The sequence below is a fragment of the Sphingomonas sp. P3_C5 genome, assembly GCF_056402635.1.
The window spans coordinates 311,550-328,685 of the sequence record NZ_JBFUHA010000001.1 but is presented as its reverse complement, the minus strand read 5'-3'; the positions used below and the strand labels follow the sequence as shown (position 1 = coordinate 328,685).

General features: G+C 65.8%; 15 protein-coding genes. 4 read left to right on the top strand and 11 right to left on the bottom strand.

Features of this window, described 5'->3' with window-relative positions; genetic code table 11:
* Positions 1-29 precede the first annotated feature (29 nt).
* The 5 genes from AC1DVS_RS01475 to AC1DVS_RS01455 all read right to left on the bottom strand — a co-directional run bounded on the left by AC1DVS_RS01475 (position 30) and on the right by AC1DVS_RS01455 (position 5,860).
* Complete coding sequence (locus AC1DVS_RS01475; protein WP_478019617.1) at positions 30-2,402, bottom strand: TonB-dependent receptor; 2,373 nt, start codon at positions 2,400-2,402, stop codon at positions 30-32.
* Positions 2,403-2,492: 90 nt separating this feature from the next.
* On the bottom strand, positions 2,493-2,873 hold the full coding sequence (locus AC1DVS_RS01470; RefSeq protein ID WP_478019615.1) for a winged helix-turn-helix domain-containing protein: 381 nt from the start codon (positions 2,871-2,873) through the stop codon (positions 2,493-2,495).
* 1 nt (position 2,874) lies between these two features.
* Entirely contained in the window at positions 2,875-3,081 is a 207-nt protein-coding gene (locus tag AC1DVS_RS01465) for a TOBE domain-containing protein (RefSeq protein WP_478019613.1), read from the bottom strand.
* Positions 3,082-3,207: 126 nt separating this feature from the next.
* On the bottom strand, positions 3,208-5,262 hold the full coding sequence (locus AC1DVS_RS01460) for a M13 family metallopeptidase (protein WP_478019611.1): 2,055 nt from the start codon (positions 5,260-5,262) through the stop codon (positions 3,208-3,210).
* Positions 5,255-5,860 carry a cysteine hydrolase family protein gene (locus AC1DVS_RS01455; RefSeq protein ID WP_478019609.1) on the bottom strand — a complete coding sequence of 202 codons (606 nt, stop codon included), beginning with the start codon at positions 5,858-5,860 and terminating at the stop codon, positions 5,255-5,257. The genes AC1DVS_RS01460 and AC1DVS_RS01455 overlap by 8 nt, the downstream gene beginning before the upstream one ends.
* 96 nt (positions 5,861-5,956) lie before the next feature.
* On the opposite strand from AC1DVS_RS01455, the gene AC1DVS_RS01450 reads away from it, so the two are divergent.
* Positions 5,957-6,853 carry a LysR family transcriptional regulator gene (locus tag AC1DVS_RS01450; protein WP_478019607.1) on the top strand — a complete coding sequence of 299 codons (897 nt, stop codon included), beginning with the start codon at positions 5,957-5,959 and terminating at the stop codon, positions 6,851-6,853.
* A 59-nt stretch (positions 6,854-6,912) separates the two neighbouring features.
* On the opposite strand, the gene AC1DVS_RS01445 is transcribed toward AC1DVS_RS01450, so the two are convergent.
* Complete coding sequence (locus tag AC1DVS_RS01445; protein ID WP_478019605.1) at positions 6,913-7,494, bottom strand: TetR/AcrR family transcriptional regulator; 582 nt, start codon at positions 7,492-7,494, stop codon at positions 6,913-6,915.
* 95 nt (positions 7,495-7,589) lie between these two features.
* Here AC1DVS_RS01445 and AC1DVS_RS01440 point away from each other — a divergent pair, with 95 nt between their 5' ends.
* Both AC1DVS_RS01440 and AC1DVS_RS01435 read left to right on the top strand, forming a co-directional pair.
* Positions 7,590-8,435 carry an oxidoreductase gene (locus tag AC1DVS_RS01440; RefSeq protein WP_478019603.1) on the top strand — a complete coding sequence of 282 codons (846 nt, stop codon included), beginning with the start codon at positions 7,590-7,592 and terminating at the stop codon, positions 8,433-8,435.
* The gene (locus AC1DVS_RS01435; RefSeq protein WP_478019602.1) at positions 8,432-9,436 is read left to right on the top strand and encodes an NADP-dependent oxidoreductase; all 1,005 of its coding nucleotides are present in this window, start codon (positions 8,432-8,434) and stop codon (positions 9,434-9,436) included. The genes AC1DVS_RS01440 and AC1DVS_RS01435 overlap by 4 nt, the downstream gene beginning before the upstream one ends.
* 27 nt (positions 9,437-9,463) lie before the next feature.
* Here the strand turns inward: AC1DVS_RS01435 and AC1DVS_RS01430 are convergent, their stop codons facing one another.
* The 5 genes from AC1DVS_RS01430 to AC1DVS_RS01410 all read right to left on the bottom strand — a co-directional run bounded on the left by AC1DVS_RS01430 (position 9,464) and on the right by AC1DVS_RS01410 (position 16,760).
* Positions 9,464-11,710 (bottom strand): glycoside hydrolase family 3 C-terminal domain-containing protein, encoded by a 2,247-nt coding sequence (locus AC1DVS_RS01430; RefSeq protein WP_478019600.1) that lies wholly within the window; start codon positions 11,708-11,710, stop codon positions 9,464-9,466.
* Positions 11,711-11,798: 88 nt separating this feature from the next.
* Positions 11,799-13,793 (bottom strand): alpha/beta hydrolase domain-containing protein, encoded by a 1,995-nt coding sequence (locus AC1DVS_RS01425; protein WP_478019598.1) that lies wholly within the window; start codon positions 13,791-13,793, stop codon positions 11,799-11,801.
* Positions 13,790-14,113 carry an AtuA-related protein gene (locus tag AC1DVS_RS01420; RefSeq protein ID WP_478019597.1) on the bottom strand — a complete coding sequence of 108 codons (324 nt, stop codon included), beginning with the start codon at positions 14,111-14,113 and terminating at the stop codon, positions 13,790-13,792. The genes AC1DVS_RS01425 and AC1DVS_RS01420 overlap by 4 nt, the downstream gene beginning before the upstream one ends.
* Positions 14,110-15,459, bottom strand: a complete 1,350-nt coding sequence (locus AC1DVS_RS01415) for an acyclic terpene utilization AtuA family protein (protein ID WP_478019595.1) — start codon at positions 15,457-15,459, stop codon at positions 14,110-14,112. The genes AC1DVS_RS01420 and AC1DVS_RS01415 overlap by 4 nt, the downstream gene beginning before the upstream one ends.
* Positions 15,456-16,760, bottom strand: coding sequence for a CitMHS family transporter (locus tag AC1DVS_RS01410; RefSeq protein ID WP_478019593.1), 1,305 nt, complete (start codon positions 16,758-16,760; stop codon positions 15,456-15,458). Before AC1DVS_RS01410 ends, AC1DVS_RS01415 begins: the two co-directional genes overlap by 4 nt.
* A 112-nt stretch (positions 16,761-16,872) precedes the next feature.
* Between AC1DVS_RS01410 and AC1DVS_RS01405 the strand changes: the two genes are divergently transcribed.
* Positions 16,873-17,097: a hypothetical protein gene (locus tag AC1DVS_RS01405; protein ID WP_478019591.1), complete on the top strand. Its 225-nt coding sequence runs from the start codon at positions 16,873-16,875 to the stop codon at positions 17,095-17,097.
* Positions 17,098-17,136 lie beyond the last annotated feature (39 nt).

Genomic DNA, 17,136 nt, shown 5'->3' with positions numbered 1-17,136 from the left:
GCCGGAACGGTATCGCGCAGATGCATGACTCACTGTCGAGCGCGAAAGGTTATTCCGAAGGTTCGCGGATCGCTCGGCGTGCCGAGGATCAAACCTGAATTGCCCGACTGGATGGTCACGTTCTGGATATAGTTGCGATTGAACAGGTTGCGCGCAAACACCGCCACCTCAAGGCCCGATGACAGCCGCAGCCCCAGACTGGCGTTCACCAGCGTATAGCCGTGGATCACGGTATATGCCGAGTCTGTCGGGTCGCCGAACATCCTGGTGCGGGTCACCATGTCGGCATGCGCAAGCAGGTTCACGCCATTGCTGATCGGTTGATCCATGTCGGCGCCGACCGTCACCGCCCATTTCGGCAAGCCCGACAGACCCTTGCCGCTCAGGTCGCACACTGTCGTACCGCTGGCGATCCGCTCGATCGGGCACGATCCGGTCGGATAGGACACATATTTGCCGTCGGCATAGGCGACCGATGCGCGGAGCGAGACGTTTCGGGTGACGGCCGCAACAGCGTCCGCCTCGAAGCCTAACACGCGAACCTCAGGGATATTGGCGAGATACGTCCGCAGCGCCGCCGCTGCGCCGGTGTCGGTCACATTGGCCTGGAAGTCAGTGATCCTGGTGTAGAAGCCATCCACGTTGAAAATCAGCCGGCGGTCGAACAGGCGGGTCTTGATGCCGGCCTCGTAAGCGGTGTTCTTCTCGGGCTTGATCACCACCTTGTCGAGCGCGGTCGGTGGCAGGCCCGACATATTGATGCCGCCGGATTTTGCGCCGCGCGCGTAGCTGACATAGCCGAGCACGCCATCGCTGAACGCATAAGAGACGTTCGCCCGACCCGTCAGTGCTCCGCCCTTGACCGCACCGGAATAGCTCTGATCCCGCAGAATGCCCTGTTTGGCATTGTTGAGCGCGGTGCTGGCCGTCGCCGAACCACCGAAAGTGAAGAGGCTATAGGTGCCGCTCTTGTCCTCATAGGTGTAGCGCAGGCCACCTGTCAGCGTCAGGCCGGGCAACGGACGCCAGTTGACCTCGCCGAACGCGGCATAGCTGTTCGACTGGAAATCGGTGCGCCCATCCGAGGAGAAGCCGTCGAGCAGGTTGGCGGGCACTGCCACGGCGGGCGACCCCGTGGTCGGCCCGATCAGCCAATAGGCAGCGAGAGGACCATAGACCGAGATCGGCCGTCCAATGATCCGCTGGCGGAAGAAATACAGGCCACCGACATAGCTGAGCGGCCCGTCCCCGTTCGAGGCGAGGCGCAGTTCCTGGCTGAACTGGTCCTGGCGCGAGGGGATATGCTGGGTGATCTGGATCGGCAGGCCGGTATAGTCGCGGTCGTTCGCGGCATCCCAGTTCCAGAACCGCCATGCGCTGACCGAGGTGAGCGTCGCGCCGCCCAGCTTCCAGTCGGCAATCGCGGAGACATCCCCCTCATTGGTGTTCGTTCCAACCGCAGCGTCGATATTGGTTTTGCGGTCATAGGGGTTGAGACTAGCGGGCGTGTAGGCGCCGCCGGGCACATTGGCGGCGAGCGCAGCATATTGACGCGCGGCGGACTTCAGCGTCGGCGCGACACGCAGATACACCTGCGTGCAACACGCGCTCTCGAAACTGGTGAAGTCGGCGATCAGGCGGACTTGCAGATCCGCATTGGGCGTGAACAGCAATTGCCCACGCACTGCCTGATTGCCGATACCGTTGAGCTTGTCGCCTGTGCGGACATTGGTGATCATGCCGTCACGCCTCGTGATCAGTCCAGACAGACGGAACGCCACTGTGTCGCCGATCAGCGGGCCGGTCGCCGATGCCTTTGCCTGGACGAAATCGTAATTGCCGTAGGAGAACTCCTCGGTCGCGCCCCGCTCGAAGCTCGGCGCGCGCGTCGTGACGCTGATCGCGCCTGCGGTGCTGTTCTTGCCGAACAGCGTGCCCTGCGGCCCGCGCAGCACCTCGATCTGCTGGATGTCGCTGAAGTCGAACGCGGCGGTCGCCGGGCGCGCGTGATAGACCTGGTCGACATAGAAGCCGACGCCACTTTCCAGCCCGTCATTGGCCTGGCTGACCGCCACGACGCTGCTGCCGAGCCCCCGGATCGTGAAGGCGGTGTTGCGCGGATTGGCGGAGCTGTAGTTGAGCGCTGGCACCAGCTGCGACAGTTGCGACGTGTTGACCGTGTAGGAGCGGTCGAGCAGCCCACCCGTGACGACGCTCAGCGATCCTGGAATCTTCTGTGCATCTTCCGGGCGGAGGCGCGCCGTAACGGTTATGTCCGTGTCGTAGGACGGGGTTGAGGCTGCCGGGCTCGCTTCAATTGGGTCGGCGGGAGCCGCTAAAGCGGCCGATCCGCCTGAAAGCGTGAGAACACCAACTGCCGCCACCAGAAAGGATTCACGCATCGGCCCTGGGTTCCTGTCTCAGTCCATTCGATATATTCGGCCATATACATCGATGCACGACAAGCGAAAGTCCTTGAATCCGGGAAATCATTATCGCTGTGACTTGGGCGGAAGCGGCTCGTCGCGGAGCGCCGATACCAGGCGCGTATAAGCCGGATCCTCGGCCAGCCCGGCCGATTGCTCCTCAAGCGCGCGATACGCCTCCAGCACATTGCGCCCGAGATCGGTGAGCCTCGCACCCTGTTCAGTGCTGCCGCCCTTCTGCGTTTCGATCACTTTCTCGCGGAAGCAGCGATTCATCTCATCGACCAGAAGCCAGACCCGCCGGTAGCTCATCCCCAAGGTCCGTCCCGCCGCCGAGATCGAGCCTTCGCGGTCGATCGCTTCAAGAATGTCGGCCTTGCCCGGTCCGATCGCGAAACCGTCGCCGCAGAGCAGTTGGAGTTTCAGCTTCAGCCGACCGACACGCACCCTACTTGCCGATCAGAACATCGCTCGCCTTGATGAAGACGGTTACCGCACCGCCCTGGCCGAGCGCGAGATCGGCAATCGCTTCTTCGGTGATACTGGCGGTAACGATCATCCCGTTGCCGATATCCACCTTGACGGTGCCGTTCACCGCTCCCGGCTTGATTTCGGTGATCCCTCCGCCGAACTGATTGCGTGCGCTGATCTTCATAGCTGCTCGTCGCCTCCGGCTTTTGACAATAGTGTAGCGATGCAAGGCAAGCGCGACCAGCCGGTGCGCTCGCGGCCTTTCACGTCTCGAACCGATTGTGCCAAAACACCCTAAAGACCCGCGCGATCACCAGACCCCGGTGCGCGCCCCAGGCGCAAAGTAGAGCCTGTCGCCAGGTTTGACATCAAAAGCCCGAGCCCATGCCGCGCTGTTGCGTACCAGATCGCTTCGGCATGCCGGCGGCGCATGGGTGTCGGTTTCGATCTGCCGGCGCAGCGCTGCGTCGGTCTGCAGCCGCCGCCAGCGTTGCGCGAAGGCGATGAAGAAGCGCTGTTCGCCCGTCAGCCCGTTTTTCACGATATCGGTCCTGCCGTGCAGCGACAGCAGATACGCATCATGCGTGGCCGCGAGTCCGGCAAGGTCGGCGGCGCTCTCGGCAAGCACCTGCTTGCCGTGCACGCAGGCGTCCGGCGCCGGACAACAGGTGTCGAGTTGCACCGCAAGCGGCGCTGAAGCGGCCTGAAACCGCGCGAGATCGCCCGAAGCCCACCAGCGCACCAGCCGCCCCTGCGCATCATACTGATTGCCCAGCTCGTCGAAACTATGGGTGATCTCATGGGCGAGGCCGGCGCCGGCCGAACCATAATTGGCAGCGGCGTCGCCCGCTGGATCGAAATAGGGCGGCTGCAACAGGCCGGCGGCGAAATCCATGCTGTTCGGGCTGATGTTGAGAACCGCACCGACCATCTGGGGATGGAGCTGCACGGCCCATTCATCGGGATCGACCGGGCGGCCGAGCTTCGCCACCGCGCGGCGATAGGCGAAAGCCTCGACCCGCTCGAGATTGCCGAACGCGTCGCCGCGCACGACGGCAAGCGGCGCATAGTCAATCCAGGTCTCCGGATAGCCGAGCCCGATCCTCAGCGCCGCCAGCTTGGCCAGCGCCTTCGCCTTGGTCTCGGGCGCCATCCAGCCTGAATGCGCCAACCGGGCATGAAAGGCGGTGCGGATATTCTCCGCCATATTCGTGGCCGCCGCCTTGGTGCTGGCTGAGAAATAGCGCTCGACATAAAGCCGGCCCACCGCGTCGCCGAGAGCGGTCTCGGTGGCCGTGACGGCCAGTTGCGCGGGGGCCGGCGCCGGGGGAAGGGGGGCTCCCGACAAAAGCGCGCCGAAGCGGCGATCCTCCTCGCCGATTGCCTGTGGAAGGACATCGGCATGATGTTCGACGAGGTGGAAGGCGAGATAATCCTTCCACGCGTCGAGCGGCTCGGTGGCGACGAGCCTTGCTCCGCCGATCACCGCCGCTGGCTGCCACACCACGAAATTCGCCGACGGATTGAGGCCGGCCGCCGAGAACCAGGTGGTCCAGTCAAGGCCCGGCGCCCGGGCGTCGAAATCGGCGCGGCGCCAGTCATTGTCGGTCTTGTAGACGTCATCGGTCTCCGCGCGGGACGCATGCGTCCCGGCAATGGCGATCTCGAGCGCCAGTATCCGGCCGGCGCGCATGCCCGGCTGATCGAGCCCGGCGAGCCTCAGCACGTTGGCGATATGTGCCCGGTACAGCGCCCGGTGCGCGGCTCGCTCCGGCACCGCGTCGAGATAATCGTCTCGATCGGCGAGCCCCAGCCCGCCCTGCACGAGATGGGCGGCATAATGATCAGCATCGTGAAAGCCCTGATGGACCCATACGCCCCACAGGCCCTCGGTCTGCTGGTTGGTGCCGTCATCGAGGCTGGTTGAGCGCCCGAGCCATGCCGTCAGCGCTCGCCGGTCGGCGATCGCGGCAATCGCGGCAAGGTCGCCGGAAAGTGGGGCAAACCCTTTCGCTTCGATGCCGGCCTGGTCGAGCCGGCTGGCATAATAATCACCCACCTTCCGGACATCGGCGCGCACCCGCCCGGGCGCGGCGGCAGCCCTCGCCGCATCCTCGATCAGCCCCTGCACCCGGCGCGCACTCTCGGCGCGGAGCTCCGTCGTGGTGTCGATCCTCGACACGCCCTCGGGCAGCTGCGTCGCCCTGGTCCAGGCGTTGTTGGCATAGCCGTAGAAATCATCCCCGGGCCTGATCGAGCGATCGACCGCCGGAGCAGTGCCGGGCGCATCGCGAGACGAGGCACCCGCGGACGCAGCGGAGATCGCGAGCAGGGCGCCCAGGAGTCTGGCGCGACGCTCAGCCATGGCCGGCCGCCTGCGCCGCAGCCCCATAGTCCGGGGCACCGAGCGTCGCGATCAGCCAGCCAGTATCGACGATCGTGGCGAACTCGTCCTGCAGATCGCTCAGCGCTGCGTCATGGACGTCGGCCGCGAGGCGGATCGTCCTATCGAGGCCGGCGCGATCGAAGGTCGCGGTGGCGTCCGCCGCAACAAAGCTGTCGAAGCCCAGATTGCCGGCCATCCGGGCAGTCGTCGAAACGCAGTGGTTGGTGGTCAGGCCGATAATCGCCAGCGTCCCGATGCCGAGCACGCGAAGATCATCCTCCAGGCGGGTGCCGATAAAGGCGCTGTTGACCGATTTGCGATACAGCCGCTCCCCGTCCCGAGGCTGTGCTTCCGGCTTTGCCGCATGGCCCGGGGTCCCGCGCCGGAAATGCCCGGACGGGTGCGGGGAATCATGGTGGATATGGATGACCGGTGCGCCGAATGAGCGCCAGGTTTCGATCAGCCTCGCGACATTGGCCTCGGCGCCCGGATTGTTGCGCGGGCCCCAGGCGGGGTCGTCAAAGCCCCTTTGCATGTCGATCACCAACAGGGCTGTGTTCCAGGGAAGGTGTTTCAAGCGTCGCCGTCCTCATGTCCGCCCGCGAACTTGACCGTCGGGACATGGGGCACCAAAACGCCGATGAAGGCATCGGAAATGCCGATGGGGTGAGCGATGACGAAGGACCTTGAGGTTCGCCACTGCCGCGCGCTCGTCTCCGTGCACGATCATGGCGGCGTTGGTGCGGCGTCGCGCGCTTTGGGCGTCGCACAATCGACTGTGTCCGAGACGCTCCTGTCGCTCGAAAGGCTTCTCGGCACCCCCGTCACACTGCGCCGCACCGGCCGCGAGGCGATCCTCACGCCGGCGGCCGAAGCGCTGCTCCCCCATGCGCGCTCCCTGATCGCGACATCCGAAGCCGGGCTTGCCGCGGGCGTGCGGCAGAGCCAGGCGACGCTCCGGCTCGGCACCGTGGAATCGATCAGCTCCTTCCTTTTGCCCGGGCCGTTGAGCGGCTTCCGCCTGCTCTGGCCTCATGTCGAAGTGCGGATCACCATCGGCCTGTGCGAGGATCTCAGGAAGCGCGTCGAGCGGCTCGAGCTCGATGCGGCGCTGACGATCGAGGGCGCCGAGCGGGTACGCGGTCGCCATGGTGTCGGAGAAATCTGGCCGGCGCGGCTTTGCCTGATCGTAGCGCCGCACCATGTGCTGGCCCGCAGCAGCGTGGACCGTCACAGCCTGGCAGGCCGGATCTGCCTCCTCGCCGATTCGGAAGGCGCCTTTTACGATCTCATGAAGAGCTGGGCCGGCAGCGCCGGCCACCCGCCACGCTTCGAGTCAGCCGGCAGCATCGACGGCGTGAAACGCGGCGTGCTCCACGGCGACGCGATCGGAGTCCTGCCCGACTATGCCGTGGCGGAGGAGCTGTCGGCAGGGTCGCTCGTCGCGCTGGAGATGCACGATCCGCTGCCGGCCGTCTCCTTGTGCCTGACGACGCTCACCACACCGCCCTCTGCATCGCCCCTCGAAAGCCTGATCGCGAAAATCCGCGAGGCTTTCCGCGCAGAGTAGGCGGGTCAATTCAACCGCACCCAATCCCCGCTATCGTACGAGGCGGCGAGTAGCGCCTATCACCTCACGCGAGAGCGCCCGCTTATCAGCGTTCGCGCGGCATCCGCGCCTGCCGCAAGGATACGGTCCGAAAGCGCCGTCCCTTCGACTGCCCGGGCGAGCTGCAGCGTGCCGATAATGGTCGCCTGCATCGCAAGCGCCACGCCTTCCGGGTCCGGCGTCCCGGCCGGTAATGCCGCAGCCATCTCGCGCGTAATGTCGAGGAAGCGCTCGGCATAAAGCTCGCGCGTTTCGACGCGCTCGCGCGCGAGCTCGGGCAACAATGCCGCTGACGTGCATCCCTTGCCCGGATTGTCGCGATGCTCCGGCGACAGATAGGCCGCAATGACGGCTTCAAGCCCACCTGCGGCAAGCCCTTCGCGGATCTGCTCGGCTTGGCCCGCCAAGGTGGCTGCGACGCTTTCGCTGACCAGCGCCGCCTTGGACGGAAAGTGCGGGTAGAAGGCGCCGTTGGTCAGCCCCGCCTCCTTCATGATGCCGGCCAGCCCCGATGCGGCGATGCCGTCGCTCCGAAACCGCTCCGAGGCAATCTCGACGATCCTGCGGCGCGATTCGTCCTTTCGGCCTTTTTCGTAGCGCACTGAGAACTCTCCCGATTAATCCGTTTGCATTATGGTCATAATGTCATTAAATGATCATAATGCAATACCGCACTGTCCGCAAGTCTGGAACCCCGATGACTGATACACGCCCCACCGCCCCAAGCCTCCCTTCGGCAAAGACAGCGATCGTCACCGGCGCCTCGACCGGCATCGGCCGCGCCACCGCCGAGGCGCTTGCCCGCGCCGGTTTCAAGGTCTTCGGCACCAGCCGCAGCGCGCGCAATGACGGACCGGCGGGCGTCACCATGCTGACCTGCGACGTGACCGACGACGCTGCGGTGCACGCCCTGATCGCGGCCGTCGTCGCCCAGACCGGCCGCATCGACCTGCTGGTGAACAATGCCGGCCTCGGCCAGGTCGGCGCGGCCGAGGAGTCCTCGATCGCGCAGGTCCAGGCCCTGTTCGACGTCAACCTGTTCGGCGTCATCCGGGTGACCAACGCAGTGCTGCCGATCATGCGCCAGCGCGGCGAAGGGCGGGTCATCAATCTCAGCTCAGTGCTCGGCCTGATACCGGCACCCTATTCGGCCTATTATGCGGCGACCAAGCACGCGCTCGAAGGCTATTCGGAATCGCTCGATCACGAAGTCCGCGTCTTCAACATCCGTGTTTCCCTGATCGAGCCCGCCTTCACCCGCAGCGTCTTCGATCAGAATGCCCTCGAGCCCGATATGCCACTCGGCGTCTATGATCAGGCCCGCACTGGCGCCCGCGCGCTCCTCCACGATGTCATGCCGGTCGCCGATCCGCCCGAGATCGTTGCCCAGGCTATTGTCCAGGCGGCGAGCGCCACACGCCCGCGCCGCCGCTACACCGCCGGCAAGGTTGCACGGCAGATCAGCCTGCTGCGCCGCTTCGCTCCGGCGGGGATGTTCGACAAAAGCCTGCGCAAGCAGCTGCGGCTGAGCGCGGCGTCGTGAGGGCCCTCGTCGTCGAGCGTTACGGCAGCAAGCCTGGCCCGCAGCTTCGCGACATGCCTGAGCCGGAACTGCGCGACAACGACGTGCTGGTCCGGGTCCATGCCGCCAGCGTAAACCCGCTCGATTCCAAGATCGTGGCCGGCGAGTTCAAGCTCATCCTGCCTTATCGCCTGCCGTTGATTCTCGGCAACGACGTGGCCGGGGTCGTGGTCCGCGCGGGGCCGGGGGCGCGGCGCTTCAAGCCCGGCGATGAGGTCTACGCGAGGCCGGACAAGGACCGCATCGGCACGTTCGCCGAATATATCGCCATGGACGAAGCTGATGTCGCGATGAAACCGGAGAACTTCACAATGGCTGAGGCCGCCTCGCTCCCGCTGGTCGCGCTCACCGCGTGGCAGGCGCTCATCGAAATGGCGCGCTTGAAAAAGGGCGAGAAGGTCCTGATCCATGCCGGTTCGGGTGGCGTCGGCACCGTTGCGATCCAGCTCGCAAAACATGTCGGCGCGACCGTGGCGACGACAACCAGCGCAGCCAATATCGATCTGGTGAAGAGCCTCGGCGCCGATATCGTCATCGATTACAAAAAGGACGATTTCGCTGAAGTCCTGAGTGGCTACGATCTCGTCCTGAACAGCCTCGGCAAGGACGTGCTCGAGAAATCGCTGGCCGTGCTGAAGCCCGGCGGCCAGCTGATCTCGATTTCAGGCCCGCCCGATCCGGATTTCGGGCGGGAGATCGGCGCGAATGTCATCGTGCGACTGATCATGCGCGCGCTGAGCTCAGGCATCCGGCGAAAAGCCAGACGCCAGGGCGTCCGGTATGCATTCCTCTTCATGCGCGCGAACGGCAGGCAGTTGGGCGAGATCACCGATCTCGTTGAGGCCGGGATCATCCGTCCGGTCCTGGACCGGATATTCCCCTTCGAGGCCGCCGGCCAGGCTCTCGCCTATGTCGAAACCGGTCACGCAAAGGGCAAGGTGGTTATCAGTGGCCCGGCATGAGCGCATTGCAACCGGGTGGGGACCGGCTCATCCGGGTTCGCAAAGACCATCTGAACGGCGAAGCGCCCGGGGCGCGAGAGACAGCGTCCCGCTTGCCGGCAGGTTGCCGGAGGAATCGCCCAGCGCCAGGCGAACGTTCCCGGCGGTCACCCGCCAGCACCTCCCCTGCTCATCAAAGTCAGCCAACAGGCGCGGGTCGAGCGTCAGCGTAATATCCCGCGACTGACCCGGCGCGAGGTCGATCTTTCGAAATCCCGCGAGCCGGCGCGGTGCTTCCCATCCGCCAGCCGAGGCATAGATCTGGGCCACGGTCATCCCGCGCAGGGTGCCGCGATTTTGAACGCTGAACCTCGCAGTCACGGCTCCATTCGTGATGCGGGCGCTCAGGTTGCGATAGCCGAAGCGGGTATAGGACAAGCCGTGCCCAAATGGGAACGCCGGCTCAATTTTCTGCCGATCATACCATTTATAGCCAATGGCGGCCCCTTCGCTGTAACGCACATCGCCCTTCACCGGGCTTTCAGGATGCGGCAGCTCCATCGCACTGTTCGGAAAAGTCACCGGCAAATGCCCCGATGGGTTCACCTTGCCGATCAGCACGGCCGCAATCGCGTCTCCGCCGGCTGTTCCAGGGAACCACGCTTCGAGGAGCCCAGCGACCTTGCCCGCCCAGGGCGTGAGAACGGGACCACCGGTCTCGAGAACGACGACCGTTCTCGGATTGGCTGTCGCCACGGCGTCGATCAAACTGTCCTGATCGTCCTTCAGCGACAACGACACGTCGAAACTTTCACCTGCCCATTGGGTCGCAAAGACGATCGCGATATCAGCGGTGCGGGCCTGGGCCGCTGCCGCAACGCGATCGCGGCCATCGATGTAGCTGATCTCGGCACCGGGCAGCTGGCGGCGCAGGGCCTCGAGCGGCGAGGACGGATAGAACATCATCGGTCCCGGCCATGTCTTCGGCTGCGCATCCGGCACCGCGTTTCCGCCCCTCGGGTAGACGAGGGACGAACCGCCGCCGGCGATCACGCCCTTGTCGGCATGGCCACCGATCACGACGATCCGTTTGGCGCTACGCGCCAGCGGTAGCACGCCTCCCTCATTCTTCAGCAACACGATGCCTTGCTCGGCCGTCGCGCGGCTGGCTGCGGCGTGGCCGGCGAGCATCGCCTCGGGAAGATCCATCGGCGCCTCGATCACCGGATGGTCGAACACGCCATGCTTGAACATCGCATAGAGGATCCGCGACACCATCGTGTCGAGCTGGGCGGAGGTCACGGTCCCGTCCGCGAGGGCCTTTTTCAGCCCTTCGCCCAGATAGGGCTCCTTGTCGAACGGGAAGCCGGATTCCTGGTCCAGCCCTGCCGCGATGGCCGGTGCGGTCGAATGCACCGCTCCCCAATCCGACATGACATAGCCTTTGAACCCCCAGTCGCGTCGCAGCACGTCGCGCAGCAGCCAGGGGTTTTCGCACGAGAACGGGCCGTTCACGCGATTGTAGGCGCACATCACGGAGCCCGGTTTCCCCTTCTCGATCGCGATCTCGAAGGCGAGCAGGTCGGAGAGGCGCGCGGCCTTGGGGTCGAGCACCGAGTTGCCGGCGTTGCGATCAGTCTCCTGATCGTTGATCGCGTAATGCTTCACGGTCGAGATGATGTGGTTCGACTGAATGCCCGCAATCTGCGCGCCGACCATCGTGCCGGCAAGCAGTGGGTCCTCGCCGCCATATTCGAAATTGCGCCCGTTGCGCGGTTCGCGCACCAGGTTGACGCCGCCTGCCAGCATTACGTTGAAGCCCGAAGCGCGCGCTTCGGCGCCGATTATCGCGCCGCCCTTGAAAGCAAGATCGGTGTTCCAGGTTGCGGCGACGCCGAGGTTCGACGGCAACGCAGTGCGCTCCCGCTTCTTGACCGCGCCACCCTGAGTCGCGACTCCGATGCCGGCATCGGTCTGCCACTGCGCCGGAATACCCAGCCGCGGAATGCCCGGAACATAGCCCGCCGATCCGGCCCGCGCGTCGGCGGGCGCCTTGTAGCCCCTGAACGAAAAATCAGTCCCGAACTGGCCGAAGACCAGGCTGAGCTTTTCGTCCTGCGTCATCCGCGCAAGCAGTAGAGCCGCGCGCTGCTCCGGGGTCAGGCTGGCATTCATCCAGGCCCGATCATCGCGTTGCGAGGTCGCGGCGGAGGATGACTGCCCTGCGAGTGCGAGCGCCGGGATCGCGCATCCGGCAAATGCGACGGCCGCAACGCCAAGGTGCATCATCTTCATCTTCTTTCCCCTTTGTTTGTCCGGCCGTCGCGCGGCCGCCATGGTGCTGAGCGCTCACATCAGTGATGCGCAGATCCATCGGTCGCGATCAGCGCAGGACATCGCTCGCCTGGGCCTCGCCGATGATTCGGTCGGCATCGTCGCGCAGCAGCCAGCCCGTAGCGACCTGCGCCTCGGCTGCCGTTCGGACATGGGCGACAAATCCGGCATGGTCGCGATAGCGTTCCTCGAGCGAGATCCGGGGATCGCCGGTCGCGAGCCGCTCCGCCCTGGTGCGGGCGAAAGGGATGAACCCGCCGATGAAGCCACAGCCGCCGCCTGCGCCATAGCCACGCTTGCGAACATTCCAGCCGGTATAGGTGCCGAGCGGCACGAGCATCTGCACTGAAGGGATGCCGGCCGTTTCGTTGCCATCGGCGTTGACGCGCGGCACGAGCGACGGGATCACTTGCCGGATCCGGGGCGGCTGGCGGGTGAGAACTCCGCTCAGATCCACATAGTTGAAGCCCGGCCCGAAGTCATAGTCGAGGACGCGGTTGAGCTTGCCGGTCGGCACCGGTGCGCCGGGGATGTCAGGCCACCCCATTGCGCTTGCATTCGGCGCGACCAGATCGCCCGCCGCGAGCGTCGGATAGCGGCTGGCGGGCGGTGCCTTGCCGGTTCGGACCCAATCGACGAGTGCCTGCAGCAACGCGCGCCGCGTGTCGGCGGAGGGATTGGGGTTCCAGGCGAGCGTGCAGAAGTCGGCGCCCGGCGGCGGCGCTTCGCCCGTCACCGGAAAGCCGCCCCGTGCCGAGCCATTGTGCGTCACGCTCGGTAAATAATAGCGCCTGACATTGCCGGGCAGCGGCAGGTCACTCCGCGCGTCGGTGCCGACTAGATTGGGCGACATGCGCAGGCCCCATAGTTCAGCCGAACCAAAGGTCTCGACGATCTTCGGGCAGGTGCCGCTTGCGGTGCAGCGCTCGAGCAGGCTGGAGGTGCCGCGGCCGCGGCGGCGGTCGTCATAGCGCGACCACCACAAGGCACCCTCGCTGCCGGGCTCGTAGAGATCGGCGGCGCCGCCCGGAACGCCGAAACGGATGTTGAGCGGCACCTGTCGGGCGGCGATGTTGGGATTGGCGCCATCGAAGATGATCCGGCCGCCTTCAGCCTGGTTGAAGCCGAGCGCGATCAGGCTGCGGACGAAATTGCCCGATTGCGAGGTGCCGGTGACGATCGACCAGCGTACCGCGCCGGCAAGCGGATTGAGCGTTCCGGCATCGTCCCGGTCGGCATAGCGCAGAAAGGCGTTGAGATCGCGTACCGCTGCGAAGCCGGTCCCGAGCACCAACGGATCGCGTGCGCGATAGACCAGAGCATAGGCCTGAGCCGGCTTGAAGCCGCTTCGGACGCATAGTCGGGTCGGGTCGGGCGTGCCGGGGAAGGGGCCGGTCCGGCAATCGGCGAAGGCCCAGTCGCGCGCTGGAATGTCGACGGGCCGGGCGTCATCGGCGGTCTGGCGGAAAAGCCTGGCCTTGCCCGTATCGAGTGAGACCGGCAGCGGTCGGGGCGTCGGTCGACCGAAGCCGCCGGTGATGGCGACACTGGCTGTTCCGGCGGGGATGTCGGTGAAGCGCTGGAGCACCGGCCCGGTCACGGCAGTACCGTCGCGGTTGCGCGCCATCGGCGCGCGGAGTGTCTGGAGGCCGGGCGCGGCCGCGATGTCGCCCTGCCATCCGCTGACCACCCGGATATGCCCCTGCGGATCGACGGCGACGTCGCCATTGCCACGATTGGGCACCTCGTACAGCAACAGGCCGCTCGAGGCCCTAAGATCGCGCGGCATCGCAATCGCGAAGGTCGCTGAATAGCCGACGCGGCCATTGGGCAGGCGGGTCGCCAGGGCGATGTCGGTGATGCCGCGGTTGTGGGGGTCGGCGGGATCGACCTCGCCTTCATAATAGCCGCGCAGGATCACCCAGTCGGGGTGTGCCGGTGCGGCATCCCGCTGCACGACGACGAAGCGCGTGACGCGCGCGCCAGCGGCCATAGGCGTCAGGGCCGCGGCGGCGCCGACGAGAGAAGCGACCCAGCGCCTCATCCTCCGGAACGACCCGTCGCGTCGATTTCGAGATCGAGCAGTTGCGCGCTCAGCGTTTTGCCATGCGCATCGAGCGACAGGGACCGCGTCACCCCGCCATTGAGCGCGCCGTACAGGACGAAATTCAGCGCGCCCAGCCCGGGCAGCTCGTAGCGCTCGGCCTTGCTCGGCGTCAGCCGCGCGAGGTGGCTGCACACACGCTCGACCGTCACTTCGCGGCACAGCAGCTCATAGTCGGCGGGATCATAGGCGATGACCGAGATCTGCGACACATCGCCCTTGTCGCCCGCCCGCAGATGCGCAAGCTCGCCGAGCTTCATGGCTTCACCTCGATCATTGCGATGCGCGGCGTCACGCACTCGGCCGGGATCAGCGTCGAGGCGATCGCGACGACCGGGCGCACGCTGCGAAACGCGCCACCACCCCCCGCCGGGCCGTTGGTGTACAGCGCTTCGACCTCGGCCCCGATGGCGGCCGCATCGCGCTCGTTTGCGGACCGTCCGGTGATCCTCACCCGAACCTCCCGCGGCTCGGCCTGTGGCGCAGCGCTGCGATCGACCGAATCCAGCCCGATAAGCTCTCCGCGCAATTCGCTCAGTCGCGCGCCGACGAGCCGGAGCCGCTCGCGCACGATCTCGAACGCCATGCGCCCTCGCGCTACCGCGCCCGGCCCCGCATAGGAGATCTGGCCTTCGCCGATGAAACCATCATCATAGCCGATCGAAACCTTCAGCGAGCCCGAAGGCGGCCGCCCGCCGCCGCCGCGCACGCGGATTCGGTCGGCGCCGATCTCCTCGAAGGTGACGCTCGTGAAATCGGCAATGACGTCGGCCTGGTGATAGGCTGCGGGATCGAGGATTTCGTAGAGCAGTTGCTCCTTGCAGCTGGCGATGCTCAGCCGGCCGCCCGAACCCCGCACCTTGCCGAGAATCGCGCTGGCGTCGGCGAACACCTCGGCAAAGGGGAAGCCGAGCCGGGCGAGTCCCTCGACCTGCTTGCGGTCGCCGTCCGCGAAATAGCCGCCGGTCAGCTGGCCCGCGCATTCGAGCAGATGGCCTATGACAGTTGCCTGCCCGATCAGCTCGGAATCGTCGAAACGCCAGCCGAATGCATGCGCGAGCGGCCCGACAAACAGCGCCGGATCGCCCACCCGTCCGGTGATCACGATATCCGCGCCTTGCCCCAGCGCCTGCGCGATCGGTTCGGCACCGAGATAGGCATTGGCGGAAATCATGCCCGGCAGGTCAGCGGTCGTGCCCGGCTCGTCGAGCAGCGGATAGCGCGAGGCGGCGATTTCCGCGCGCACATCGTCTCCCAACACGGCGGCGATCCGCAGCGGTGCCAGGCCGAGCTCGCGTGCAAGGGCCGCCAGCGCCTGTGCCGCACCCAGGGGGTTGGCCGCTCCGGCATTGGTGATGATGCGCACGCCGCGCGCCCGGGCGCCTGGCAGTACCCCGCGCATCCGCTCGATCAGCATTGGATCATAGCCGTTCGAGGGATTGCAGCGTCGCGCCTGATGCGCCAGCGCGATGGTACGCTCGGCGAGGCATTCGAAGACCAGGAACTGCAGGCGGCCGCGTTCGATCAGTTCGATCGCCGGTTCGATCCGATCGCCGGCAAAGCCCGCGCCGACACCGATACGTACGCTTCTCTCGCCGGCACTCACAGCGGCAATACTCCAAGCAACAGCGCCGCGACGAGCATCACGATGCTTGCCCCGAACAACCAGGGAATGGCGAAGCGCTGGTGCGCAGCCAGATCGATGCCGCTCAACCCGCAGACCAGGAAGGTGGCGGGGGTGAGGGGGCTGACGGGAAATCCGGTCGTCATCTGGCCCAGCAAAGCCGCCTGGCCGACGGCGATCGGCGGCGTGCCGAAGCTCGCGCCGACATTCGCGATGACCGGAAGAACGCCGAAATAGAAGGAATCAGGATCAAACATCAGGCTGAGCGGCATCGCCGTAATGCCGAGCAGCACCGGCAGATGCCCGCCCAGCGCGGCGGGCACCTGACGCGCGGCGGCTTCCGCCATTGCGTGGAGCATGCCTGAACCGCTCATGATCCCGGTGAATGCACCAGCGGCAAAGAGCACGCCGGCCATGAGCAGCGCGGCGGGGGCGTGCGCGTCGATGCGCTCGCGTTGCGTCTTCGAATCGCGGAAGTTGATCACCAGCGCCAGTGCGGTGCCGATCATGAAGACGACGACGGGCTCAGCCACGCCTGTGACCATCACGCCGATGACGATCAGCGTCAGCATCAGGTTGACGATCAGCAGGTGCGGGCGTGCATGCGGCGAGGTGCGGGCGGGCTCTGCATTCAGCGGGCGCGCTTCAACGGCATTGTCCGTCCCGCCGAGCGGCGCCAGCCGCCGGGCTTCGCCCCGGCCCATCCACCATGCTGCGCCCAGTGCGAAGGCGATCCCTGCCAGTTGCGCCGGCAGCATCGGCGTGAACAGCGCGGTGGCGGGAATATGCAGCGCCGCCGAAGCGCGCAGTGTCGGGCCCGTCCAGGGCAGGAAATTGACGCCCGCTGCCATCGATGCGGTGCAGGCGAGAATGCGCCGGTCCATCCCCAGCGTGTCATAGAGCGGGCGCATTGCCGGTATCGCGACGAGGAAGCAGACCGCGCCGGATCCGTCGAGATGGATGAGCAGCGCGAGCAATGTCGTGCCGATTGCGATGCGCACCGGGTCTCGTCCCGCCAGCCGCAGCACCAGCCGCACGATCGGATCGAGCAATCCGACATCGGTCATGATCCCGAAGAACAGGATCGCGAAGACGAACATCCCCGCGACCGGCGCGATGCGCGCGATCCCTTCGACCAGCTGGGCCGGCATCTGCGCCGCCTGCCCGATCAGCAGCGACGCGAGAACCGGAACCAGGATCAGGGCGGCGATTGGCGCAAGGCGATTGGAGAGGATGAGCGCCAGCAACGTCAACACCGCCACTGCGCCGATTATCGCGAGCATTGTTCCTCCCAGTGCCGGTCCGTTGCCGGCGGGGCGATCATGTCGCCGATCCAGCTATCCATCAAAGAGAAATATCTTATGGATCAATCCGTATTTCTAATTGATCTCCGGAATGATCATCGATCCGCTCAGGTTATCAATCTATCGACTAATTCTATTTTTTAATCAGAACGCGTTGGTTCATCACAATGGCGAGCACGGCCTGACAACAGCGCGCCGGCAAGGGAGGGTCAAGCTGCAATCAACGCCGAACGGCGGTGGATTTGCGTGTCCTCCTCGCCGAAGCGCGCGGATATCGGACCTGAAAGCGGCGCAAGCCGACCTGCTCGCGGGGTGACGGGCAGCTGTCCTCCCGAGGAACGAACTAGGGAGGAAA

Coding starts and splice junctions, on each gene's coding strand:
- AC1DVS_RS01475 (WP_478019617.1), bottom strand. CDS start 2,402: ATGCGTGAATCCTTTCTGGTGGCGGCAGTTGGTGTTCTCACGCTTTCA.
- AC1DVS_RS01465 (WP_478019613.1), bottom strand. CDS start 3,081: ATGAAGATCAGCGCACGCAATCAGTTCGGCGGAGGGATCACCGAAATC.
- AC1DVS_RS01460 (WP_478019611.1), bottom strand. CDS start 5,262: ATGGCTGAGCGTCGCGCCAGACTCCTGGGCGCCCTGCTCGCGATCTCC.
- AC1DVS_RS01450 (WP_478019607.1), top strand. CDS start 5,957: ATGACGAAGGACCTTGAGGTTCGCCACTGCCGCGCGCTCGTCTCCGTG.
- AC1DVS_RS01440 (WP_478019603.1), top strand. CDS start 7,590: ATGACTGATACACGCCCCACCGCCCCAAGCCTCCCTTCGGCAAAGACA.
- AC1DVS_RS01430 (WP_478019600.1), bottom strand. CDS start 11,710: ATGAAGATGATGCACCTTGGCGTTGCGGCCGTCGCATTTGCCGGATGC.
- AC1DVS_RS01425 (WP_478019598.1), bottom strand. CDS start 13,793: ATGAGGCGCTGGGTCGCTTCTCTCGTCGGCGCCGCCGCGGCCCTGACG.
- AC1DVS_RS01420 (WP_478019597.1), bottom strand. CDS start 14,113: ATGAAGCTCGGCGAGCTTGCGCATCTGCGGGCGGGCGACAAGGGCGAT.
- AC1DVS_RS01410 (WP_478019593.1), bottom strand. CDS start 16,760: ATGCTCGCGATAATCGGCGCAGTGGCGGTGTTGACGTTGCTGGCGCTC.
- AC1DVS_RS01405 (WP_478019591.1), top strand. CDS start 16,873: ATGATCATCGATCCGCTCAGGTTATCAATCTATCGACTAATTCTATTT.